Here is a 9,659-nt window from a genome sequence, read left to right as displayed (position 1 = left end):
TTTCGCTTTGCGCCAGATTCCGAAGAACCCGGCTCGCGTCGCGCATCAAGCGCCCACACTTATCGGCTGCTAGTTTTTAAAGATCGATTCGCACACTCAACAGCGCCTGCTTCAACTACCCGGCACCGCTTCGTTCTGCGTTGCTGCATCAGCAGCAGAGAAGCGGGATTATGAAGAACTTCCGCTGCGCCGTCAACAGGTTTTTGCTACTGCCTGAACCTGCTACCGCCGCTGGAAGCCTTGCCACCACTGGCTTTCCCGCTTCCCGTGCCCCGGCGTCCGGAGCACGAAAGAGCGAGATTCTAGCGAGCCACGCGACGCCTTGCAAGCGTTATTTCGACGGGCCTATTAACGGTGCTTGAAAACCGGTTTGCGCTTCTCGACGAACGCCGCCATCCCTTCCTTTTGATCTTCAGTGGCAAACAGCGAATGGAACAGGCGACGTTCGAAATGGACGCCCTCTGCCAGCGTCGTTTCGTAAGCGCGATTGACCGACTCCTTCACCATCATGACTGCGGGCAGCGGAAATTCGGCGATCGTCGCCGCTGCCGCGACCGCTTCGTCAAGCAACGACGCAGCGGGAATAACCCGCGACACCAACCCCGCGCGTTCTGCCTCGGTAGCATCCATGAAGCGCGCTGTCAGGCACAGGTCCATTGCCTTTGCCTTCGACACAGCGCGCGGCAGTCGCTGCGTGCCGCCGGCGCCCGGCATGATGCCGAGTTTGATTTCCGGCTGCCCGAACTTAGCCGCGTCCGCCGCGAAGATCATGTCGCACATCATGGCCAATTCGCAGCCGCCGCCCAGCGCGAATCCCGCCACGGCCGCAATAATCGGCTTGCGAATCGAGCGAACCGTCTCCCAGTTGCGGGTGATGTAGTCCCCCTTGTACACATCCATATAGGAATAGGTCGACATCATGCCGATGTCGGCACCGGCGGCGAATGCCTTCTCGCTTCCCGTCAGGACAATCGCGCCAATGCCGTCGTCGGCGTCGAACTCGCGCAGTGCCGCCCCTAGTTCGTCCATCAAAGCATCGTTCAGCGCGTTAAGCGCCTTGGGACGATTCAACGTGACGAGCCCAACCCGCCCCCGCGTCTCGACCAGAATGTTCTCGTAAGCCATGCCGCCTCCTTGTGATTAATCGAGCGCGAAAAACGCTTCGCGCGGCCATCCTAATAATGCTAACATTCCCCAACCAACCGGTCGGTCAATTATTCGACGGGCTTCTCCTAACGCACAGCCAAGCCTCTGCCATGACACATCCGTTTTTCACCAAGCACGAAGATATGTTGCAAAAGGCGCTCACCGCTGCCGAAACGCGCGGTTACTGGAGCCCGTTCGCCGAAATGCCCAGTCCGAAAGTGTACGGGGAAACCTCCAACGCGGACGGCGAAGCAGCCTTCAAGGCGCATCTGAACACCTCCTTCGAGCTGGACCAACCTTCGACAGGAGAGACCGTTGGCGCGGAAGTGTCTCCATTCGGTTTCCCGCTTGGCATTCGTTATCCGAAATCCACGCCCGATGCGCTCATTGCGGCGGCCGCGACTGCACAAAACGACTGGCGCGCCGCCGGCCCGCAGGCTTGGGTCGGCGTATCGCTGGAAATCATCGCGCGGCTCAATCGCGCGAGCTTCGAAGTCGGTTATAGCGTCATGCATACGACCGGCCAGGCCTTCATGATGGCGTTCCAGGCAGGCGGCCCGCATGCGCAAGACCGGGCGCTGGAAGCCGTCGTGTACGCATGGGACCAGTTGCGCCGCATTCCCGCCGAAGCGCATTGGGAAAAACCGCAAGGCAAGAATCCGCCGCTCGCCATGAAAAAGCGCTACACGGTCGTGCCGCGCGGCACCGGCCTCGTGCTCGGGTGCTGCACCTTCCCGACGTGGAACGGCTATCCGGGCCTTTTCGCCGACCTCGCCACCGGCAACGCCGTGATCGTCAAACCGCACCCCGGCGCCATTCTGCCGCTCGCCATAACGGTGAGAATTGCGCGCGAGGTTCTGCGCGAGGCCGGTTTCGACCCGAACGTCGTCACCCTGCTCGCCACCGAGCCGAACGACGGCGCAATCGTCCAAAGCCTGGCCGTGCGCCCGGAAATCAAGTTGATCGACTTCACGGGCAGCACGCAAAACGGTACCTGGCTCGAGCGCAATGCACACCAGGCTCAGGTCTACACCGAGAAAGCCGGCGTGAATCAGATCGTGATCGACTCCGTTGACGACATCAAAGCCGCCGCCCGTAACATCGCCTTCTCTCTCGCGCTTTACTCCGGCCAGATGTGCACCGCACCGCAAAACATCTACGTACCGCGCGGCGGCATCCGCACTAGAGACGGCGCACTGACGTTCGACGAAGTCGCGCAGGCCATTGTCGGCGCCGTGCAAAAGCTGGTGGCCGAGCCGGCGCGTGCCGTCGAGCTGCTCGGCGCGATCCAGAACGAAAGCATTAGCCAACGCGTCGCCGAAGCCAGCAGGCTTGGCCGTGTTCTCGCCGCGAGCCAGCCAATGGAGCACCCCGCGTTTGCCGGTGCCCGCGTGCGCACGCCGCTCGTGGTTCAGCTGGATGCCGCAACCGATCGCGCGCAATTCACGCGGGAATGGTTCGGCCCCATCTCGTTCATCATTGCTACCGACTCGACCGCGCAGTCGCTCGAACTCGCCGGCGCGATTGCGGCAGAGCATGGCGCCCTCACTCTTTCGGTGTACAGCACAGACGAAGCCGTCCTCGAACAGGCGCATGAGGCTTCACTGCGCGGCGGCGTCGCGCTCTCGATCAACCTGACGGACGGTGTATTCGTCAACCAGTCGGCGGCCTTCTCGGATTTCCACGGCACCGGCGCGAACCCCGCAGCAAACGCTGCGCTCACAGACGCCGCGTTCGTCGCGAATCGCTTCCGCGTGATCCAAAGCCGCGTTCATGTTGAACCGAAAGCAGCGCCGGCGGTAGTCAGCTAAACGTCATAAGACGGACGCGCGGTGTTCGGTCTGTCCTATGTCGTCTGGCCGAATAGACCCCGCCGTGCGCGCCAACTAACATGAGACATCGGATCGGCATGCAACGCCGGTCCGCTTCAACTGGAACGGTATGAACGACGCCTTCATCTGCGATGCGATTCGCACTCCCATTGGCCGTTACGGCGGCGCCCTCAAAGACGTCCGTGCCGACGACCTCGGCGCGGTGCCGATCAAGGCACTGATCGAGCGTAATCCCGGCGTGGACTGGCGCGCCGTGGACGACGTGATTTACGGCTGCGCGAATCAGGCCGGCGAAGACAATCGCAACGTAGCCCGCATGTCGGCGTTGCTCGCCGGTCTTCCCACGGACGTGCCGGGTGCAACCATCAACCGTCTGTGCGGCTCCGGCATGGACGCCGTCGGCACAGCAGCGCGGACCGTCAAGGCCGGCGAAGCCCGGCTGATGATTGCCGGCGGAGTGGAGAGCATGACCCGCGCGCCGTTCGTGATGGGCAAAGCCGCGAGCGCGTTCTCCCGGCAAGCTGACATCTACGATACGACGATTGGCTGGCGCTTCGTCAATCCGCTCATGAAGAGCCGGTACGGCGTCGATTCAATGCCGGAGACCGCCGAAAACGTAGCCGTCGAGTTCAGCATCAGCCGCGCCGATCAGGACGCATTCGCACTGGCCAGCCAGCAGAAGGCAGCGCGTGCACAACGCGACGGCACGCTGGCGCAGGAAATTGTCGGTGTTGAAATCGCGCAGAAAAAGGGCGATCCCGTTCGCGTAACCGTCGACGAGCATCCGCGCGAGACTTCGCTCGAAAGCCTGGCAAGGCTCAAGGGCGTCGTTCGCCCCGACGGCAGCGTCACGGCCGGCAACGCGTCCGGCGTCAACGACGGCGCTTGCGCGCTGCTTCTCGCGAATCAACAAGCGGCAGACCAGTACGGCCTGCGCCGCCGGGCCCGCGTGGTCGGCATGGCGACAGCCGGTGTCGAGCCGCGCATCATGGGCATTGGCCCGGCGCCGGCCACGCAAAAGTTGCTCCGGCAGCTCGGCATGAAGCTCGAGCAGTTCGATGTGATCGAGTTGAACGAAGCGTTCGCGTCGCAAGGGCTCGCGGTTCTGCGCGCGCTTGGATTGCGCGACGACGACCCGCGCGTCAATCCGAATGGCGGAGCAATCGCGCTCGGGCATCCGCTCGGCGCATCGGGCGCGCGCCTCGTCACGACAGCGCTGTACCAGCTTGAACGCTGCAATGGCCGCTTCGCGCTTTGCACGATGTGCATCGGCGTCGGCCAGGGCATCGCGCTCGTCATTGAACGGCTCTAAGAGAAAGCACCGCAGTTCCGCGAAAAGTTTTGCGAAAGAGACTTTGAGGAGACACCCATGCCATACGAAGCGATCCGTCTGGAGTCCGACGCATCGAGCCGCGTAGCGACCATCACGCTGAACCGTCCGGACAAGCTGAACAGCTTCACGCGTGCGATGCATGAGGAGCTGGCGGCAGCGCTCGGCCAAGTAGAGGCGAGCGGCGCTCGCGCCCTTGTCCTGACCGGCGCCGGGCGCGGCTTCTGTGCGGGACAGGACCTCGCCGACCTGGATTTCACTCCGGGCGCCATGACGGACCTTGGCGAGTTGATCGACGCGCATTTCAATCCGTTGATTCGCCGCCTGCAGGCACTGCCGCTACCCGTGATAGCAGCAGTCAACGGCACGGCAGCAGGCGCCGGCGCCAACCTCGCGCTCGCTTGCGACATCGTGCTGGCGGGACGTTCGGCGAGCTTTATCCAGGCTTTCGTGAAGATTGGCCTTGTGCCGGATTCCGGCGGCACGTGGTTCCTGCCGCAGCGTGTCGGCATGGCGCGGGCGTTGGGACTCGCCATTACCGGCGACAAGCTCAGCGCCGAGAAAGCCGAAAGCTGGGGGCTCATCTGGAAGACGGTCGACGACCAGGAGCTCGCGCAAGCCGCAGCCGGACTTGCGGCACAGCTCGCACAGCAACCCACGCGCGCCATCGCTGCGATCAAGCAGGCCATGCGCGCCAGCACGACGCAAACGCTCGATCAGCAACTCGACCTCGAGCGCGACCTGCAACGCGAGCTGGGTGCGTCGTACGATTACGCAGAGGGCGTGCAAGCCTTTGTCGAGAAGCGCGCGCCGCGCTTCGAAGGGCGCTGATATGTCGACGCAAGCCCTCTATCCTGCGGACATGGAGCCGGACGAGCTCGCCCGTGCAACCGCCGCCGCCATGTACGAGAACGACGCGTGCAGCCGCGCGCTTGGCCTTGAGATCGTGGAAGTGCGCGCGGGCTATGCGCGTCTGCGAATGCCCGTGCGTGACGACTTTCTCAATGGCCATCAGATCTGTCACGGCGGGCTGATATTCACGCTCGCCGACTCGAGCTTCGCGTTCGCTTGCAATTCGCGCAACGTCAACACGGTGGCGTCCGGTTGCTCGATCGAGTTCCTCCGTCCGGTGCACGGCGGCGATGTGCTCACCGCAGAGGCTGTCGAGCAGACTCTGAACGGCCGCACAGGGATCTACGATATTCGCGTCACCAATCGCGCCGATGAGACAGTCGCGATGTTTCGCGGCAAATCGGCGCAAATCAAGGGTAGCGTGATTCCTCTCGCACCGGCGAGTACCAAACCGGAAGAACCGGACTAACACAAAGACAGTGGCGTCCACAGCGCACGCAGAATGCGCACGGCAAGCGCTCTACGCGAGCGTCGCCAGTCAGTGGCAGTCGCGAGCGGCGCGTCGGCGGACGACTCACCGCATGGCGGACGCCCGCACTTCCAGCGCCGCCGCTCCGGAATTTTGCGCACAAGCGCAGCCTAATATCAGACACAGCACAGCATTGAGGCAGCAAGGAGACAATCAATGAGCCCCGCCCTTCCGCTCGATCCCATCGAGACCGCCAGCCGCGACGAACTGGCCGCGCTTCAGCTTGAACGGCTCAAATGGTCGCTCAGCCACGCGTATGAGAATTCGCCCGTCTATCGTCGAAAGTTCGATGAAGCAGGGATTCATCCGAGCGAACTGAAGACGCTGGCGGACATCGCGCGCTTCCCGTTCACGACGAAGCAGGATTTGCGCGACAGCTATCCCTTCGGGATGTTCGCTGTGCCGCAGGAGCGGATCTCGCGCATTCATGCTTCGTCGGGGACGACCGGCAAGCCGACCGTGGTCGGCTACACGGCTCGCGATATCGACACGTGGGCAAATCTCGTCGCGCGCTCCATCCGCGCGGCAGGCGCCAAACCCGGCGACAAGGTGCATGTGAGCTACGGGTACGGCCTCTTCACAGGCGGCCTCGGCGCGCACTACGGCGCCGAGCGCGCCGGCCTGACCGTCATTCCGTTCGGCGGCGGTCAGACGGAAAAGCAGGTGCAACTGATCCAGGACTTCCGGCCCGACATCATCATGGTGACGCCGAGCTACATGCTTTCGATCGCGGACGAACTGGAGCGCCAGGGCGTGGACCCAGCCGATTGCTCGCTGCGCATCGGCATCTTCGGCGCGGAGCCGTGGACCAACGACATGCGTCACGCGATCGAACAGCGCATGGGCATCGACGCGGTCGACATTTATGGTCTGTCGGAGGTGATGGGGCCTGGCGTAGCCTCGGAATGCGTCGAGACGAAAGACGGGCCGACCATCTGGGAAGATCATTTTTATCCGGAGATCATCGACCCTGAAACCGGCGAGGTTCTTCCCGACGGAGAACTGGGCGAACTGGTGTTCACGTCGCTCACCAAGGAAGCGTTGCCGATCATCCGTTACCGCACGCGCGACCTCACGCGTCTCTTGCCAGGCAGCGCCCGTACGATGCGCCGCATGGAAAAAATCACCGGGCGCTCCGACGACATGATGATCGTGCGAGGCGTCAACGTGTTTCCCACGCAAATCGAGGAACTGCTGCTCAAGCAACACGCGCTCGCTCCTCACTATCAGATCGTGCTGACCAAGGAAGGGCCGCTCGATGTAATGACGCTGAACGTCGAGCCGTGTCCGGAAACGGCGCCGGACGTTGCCGTCCTGAGCGCGGCGAAGCAGGCTCTCGCCTATGACATCAAGGCGCTGATCGGCGTGAGCGCAGTGGTCAATGTGCTGGCGGTGAACGGGATTGAACGTTCGGTGGGCAAGGCGCGGCGCGTAGTCGACAAGCGCAAAACCGGGCAGTAGAAAGACAACCGCGGGCACGTTCACAGGGCTCGCGGCAGACTCCACGGCCGTTGCGCATGCTTGGGCCGTGGCCCTCGCCGTGGCCCTCGCCGGGGGGCCACCGTGGTCCTCGCCGTGCGGCCCGCCGTGCTCCGCGCCGGCCTCATAGCCGGCTCAGCCGTGTACCTGGTTGCTAGCTGCGGCGCTCCGACCACACGCCGCAGCCGCCGCATACAACGCCCCTTGCAGCCATGCTACGCGCGCAGCCCAGCGCCCATTCACGAATTCGGCAGCAGCAACCACATCCGGCCGCCCTGCTTCATCTTCCCGGCAAGATCGCCAGCGTCGTCGCCGAGACCCCAGAAGTAGTCGGCGCGCACTCCGCCCTTGATTGCCGAGCCAGTGTCCTGTGCGAATACCAGACGGTTCATCGGCGAGTTGGTTAGCGGGCGAGTGGTCTGCAGAAACACGGGGGTGCCGAGCGGAATCGAGGCGGGATCGACGGCGATCGAACGTTCCGGCGTCAAGGGCACGCCAAGCGCGCCGATTGGGCCGTCCGCGCCGCCCTTGGGCATGGCTTCCGCCGACGGCATCTCGCGGAAGAACACGAAGCGCGGATTCGTATCGAGCAGCGCATCTACACGATTGGGGTTTGCGCGCGCCCAGGCCTTGATGCCTTGCATGGTGGCTTGCGCGGGCGTCAGCTCGCCGCGATCCAGCAGCCACCGTCCAATGGACTTGTACGGCTGGTTGTTCGTGCCGCCAAAGCCTACGCGCATCACGCTGCCGTCTTCCATCACGATCCGTCCGGAGCCCTGCACTTGCAGGAAGAACGCTTCAATCGGATCGTCGACCCAGACGAGCTCGTTGCCGTTCAGCACGCCCATGCGTTCGAGCTGCGCCCGCGGCGGCATCGGCGCGCCCGGGCGATAGCTCGACGGCCAGCGATACAGCGCCGTCTGATATACGCCATGCCGCGTGCGCGAGCCGCGCAACAACGGCTCGTAGTAACCCGTGACGAGGCCGTCGAGCGTGCCGTCGTTATTGGCTAGCTGGAAAGGGGTGAAATACGCCTCAAAAAAAGCCCGCGCACTGGTGCTGTCGAGGTCGTCCAGTTGCGCCGCGGCCGCGCACGCCCGCGCCCAGTTCGGCTGGCGCGCGAGCCTCACGCAGTTCTGCCGCAAAGCGGCCGTCGCGCCGATCAGCGAATCGTCCTGCCAGCCGGGAACCTGCTGCCACGCCACGGCCGTGAGCCGCGTCGCCGCAATCTGGCCGGGAATGATCGCGGCGCCGGTGGGCGGCGAAGACACCGGCCGCACCGCGCCGCCGCCACCGCAGGCGGCGAGTATTGCGGCCACCGAAAGCGCGCCGAGCCAGGCTCCGGTCGCGCGGACAAAACGCATACAATGTTCGTTCTTGATGGAAACCGCCATGTCTGATCTGTTCGACGAATACCCAATGCTCATCTTCGCGCTGGAATCGCTTCTCGCGCTGTTCCTGCTCGTGTTCATCGTGGTGTGGACGTCGTCCGGTAAAAAGAAAGCGGCGCGCGCCAACAGCCAGGAGACGCCGAAGCCGCAAAGCCCGCAGAAGCCGCAAGAGCCGCTCTGACGCCGCGCCGCGCGCATTCCGGGGCGCAGATTTGTCTCCGTACTACCCGCGAATGACGCCGCATTGCCCCGTTAACGACCGCAGACCGCTTGCACGGTTCAATGCAGCGTACGCGGCATGCGCAAAATGAACTCGGGCACCGGCGCATCGAAACGCTCGCCGTCCTCGGCCACGCAAAAATACTCGCCTCTCATCGTGCCCACCGGCGTGGCAATCACCGCCCAGCTCGTATATTCGAACTGCTCGCCCGGCTTGAGCAGCGGCTGATGACCGACTACGCCCAAGCCCTTCACCTCCTGCACGGTCTTTTCGCTGTCCGTGATCACCCAATGCCGCGCGATCAACTGCGCCGGCACCTGACCGGTATTGCGGATGGTCAGCGTATAAGCGAACGCATACTGACGGCGCTCCGGGTCCGACTCCTCGGGCAGAAACTGCACCTGCGCCGACACGCTGAATTCGTACTGGCTCATCCTGATTCCAATCTGCTGAAACGGGTGCGAGAAAATCGCCGGAAAGCCCGAGCGCCAGCGGCTTCGAGCCCATTGACGCCGCAGCGCCATGGTTTGGCATTCTGCGTCATGAGCGAGACGCCCGCAACCGGACATAAGCTTTGGGCAAGCGCGCGTAACGCGCAGCGCACGCCGCAACTCTTCTGCACCTGGCTTCACCACATGGCGCTAATGAGCTCCGCGGCTTTCCACGCCAAAAAGCTGCGACGGCGTCCGCGCCGACCGTCGCCGGGCGCCCCACTGCTCAGCGCTCGGCGCCCACTCCTCGCTGCTCGCCATTCATTGCATCGTGGACGGCCGGCAAGTCCCCGCTCGCGGCTCACCGCACCCCGCGCATCGCCGCCAAGTCCCCGCTCACAGCCCACCGCACCCCGCGCATCGCCGCCAAGCCGCTGCACATCACCCAC

9 protein-coding genes are annotated in these 9,659 nt (G+C 63.9%); 6 read left to right on the top strand and 3 right to left on the bottom strand.

Translation table 11 applies throughout. From position 1 onward, the window contains the following. Positions 1 to 348: 348 nt before the first annotated feature. On the bottom strand, positions 349 to 1,125 hold the full coding sequence (locus JNB89_RS30545) for an enoyl-CoA hydratase (RefSeq protein WP_220364701.1): 777 nt from the start codon (positions 1,123 to 1,125) through the stop codon (positions 349 to 351). 131 nt (positions 1,126 to 1,256) lie between these two features. On the opposite strand from JNB89_RS30545, the gene paaN reads away from it, so the two are divergent. The 5 genes from paaN to paaK all read left to right on the top strand — a co-directional run bounded on the left by paaN (position 1,257) and on the right by paaK (position 7,150). Beyond that, complete coding sequence (paaN, locus tag JNB89_RS30540) at positions 1,257 to 2,957, top strand: phenylacetic acid degradation protein PaaN (RefSeq protein ID WP_220364700.1); 1,701 nt, start codon at positions 1,257 to 1,259, stop codon at positions 2,955 to 2,957. A 130-nt stretch (positions 2,958 to 3,087) separates the two neighbouring features. Next, positions 3,088 to 4,290, top strand: a complete 1,203-nt coding sequence (gene pcaF, locus JNB89_RS30535; protein ID WP_220364699.1) for a 3-oxoadipyl-CoA thiolase — start codon at positions 3,088 to 3,090, stop codon at positions 4,288 to 4,290. Positions 4,291 to 4,347: 57 nt separating this feature from the next. Further along, the gene (gene paaG / locus JNB89_RS30530) at positions 4,348 to 5,139 is read left to right on the top strand and encodes a 2-(1,2-epoxy-1,2-dihydrophenyl)acetyl-CoA isomerase PaaG (protein ID WP_220364698.1); all 792 of its coding nucleotides are present in this window, start codon (positions 4,348 to 4,350) and stop codon (positions 5,137 to 5,139) included. Between the two features lies 1 nt (position 5,140). Continuing rightward, positions 5,141 to 5,629, top strand: coding sequence for a hydroxyphenylacetyl-CoA thioesterase PaaI (gene paaI, locus JNB89_RS30525; protein WP_013340598.1), 489 nt, complete (start codon positions 5,141 to 5,143; stop codon positions 5,627 to 5,629). A gap of 216 nt (positions 5,630 to 5,845) precedes the next feature. Continuing rightward, positions 5,846 to 7,150, top strand: coding sequence for a phenylacetate--CoA ligase PaaK (gene paaK, locus JNB89_RS30520; RefSeq protein ID WP_220364697.1), 1,305 nt, complete (start codon positions 5,846 to 5,848; stop codon positions 7,148 to 7,150). 257 nt (positions 7,151 to 7,407) lie between these two features. On the opposite strand, the gene mltA is transcribed toward paaK, so the two are convergent. After that, on the bottom strand, positions 7,408 to 8,532 hold the full coding sequence (gene mltA, locus JNB89_RS30515) for a murein transglycosylase A (RefSeq protein WP_135895004.1): 1,125 nt from the start codon (positions 8,530 to 8,532) through the stop codon (positions 7,408 to 7,410). Positions 8,533 to 8,560: 28 nt separating this feature from the next. On the opposite strand from mltA, the gene JNB89_RS30510 reads away from it, so the two are divergent. Further along, entirely contained in the window at positions 8,561 to 8,740 is a 180-nt protein-coding gene (locus JNB89_RS30510; protein ID WP_013340601.1) for a hypothetical protein, read from the top strand. A gap of 98 nt (positions 8,741 to 8,838) precedes the next feature. Here JNB89_RS30510 and apaG read toward each other — a convergent pair whose 3' ends face one another. Continuing rightward, complete coding sequence (gene apaG / locus JNB89_RS30505) at positions 8,839 to 9,213, bottom strand: Co2+/Mg2+ efflux protein ApaG (RefSeq protein WP_006052785.1); 375 nt, start codon at positions 9,211 to 9,213, stop codon at positions 8,839 to 8,841. Positions 9,214 to 9,659 lie beyond the last annotated feature (446 nt).

The organism is Paraburkholderia phenoliruptrix (assembly GCF_019511605.1).
Taxonomy (GTDB): Bacteria; Pseudomonadota; Gammaproteobacteria; order Burkholderiales; family Burkholderiaceae; genus Paraburkholderia; species Paraburkholderia phenoliruptrix_A.
This window is presented reverse-complemented; position numbering and strand designations above follow the sequence as displayed.